The sequence below is a fragment of the Limnohabitans planktonicus II-D5 genome (assembly GCF_001270065.2).
In the GTDB taxonomy this organism is placed as follows: domain Bacteria; phylum Pseudomonadota; class Gammaproteobacteria; order Burkholderiales; family Burkholderiaceae_C; genus Limnohabitans_A; species Limnohabitans_A planktonicus.
In genome coordinates, this window is record NZ_LFYT02000149.1 from 1 (window position 1) to 520 (window position 520).

A 520-nucleotide genomic window follows, 5' to 3' on the forward strand; every position below is an offset into this window, starting at 1 on the left:
GACGGCCTGACCTGGACGGCCACCTTGGTGGCCCACAGCAGCATCGAAGACACCAGCAACCTGGTGCAACTGTCGGCCACCTACACCGACATTGCAGGCAACGTGGGCACCGCAGGCACGAGCGGCAACTACAGCCTGGACACCAAAGCGCCCACAGCCACCATCAAACTGGCCGACGAAGCCCTGCAAGCGGGCGAGACCACCACGCTGACCATCACCTTCAGCGAGAAAGTGCAAGACTTTGGCAACGCGGATGTCACGGTGCAAAACGGCACATTGGGCACCTTGGTCAGCACCGACGGCATCGTCTGGACCGGCACCTACACGCCCAACGTCAACCTTGAAGACACCACCAACGTCATCACGCTGGCCAACACCTACAGCGACCTGATCGGCAACGCAGGAGCCGTGGGCACCAGCGGCAACTACAGCGTAGACACCAAGGCCCCCTCGGCCGTGGTCACCCTCCAAGACGCCCAAGGCGCACCGATGACCAGCCTCACGGCCGGACAAAGCGCCC

1 protein-coding gene is annotated in these 520 nt (G+C 63.3%); it reads left to right on the forward strand.

Annotation, left to right across the window (positions count from 1 at the left end):
- Positions 1–520, forward strand: a 520-nt coding sequence (locus tag H663_RS41995) for an Ig-like domain-containing protein (RefSeq protein ID WP_240620620.1), incomplete at both ends; no start/stop codon positions are given.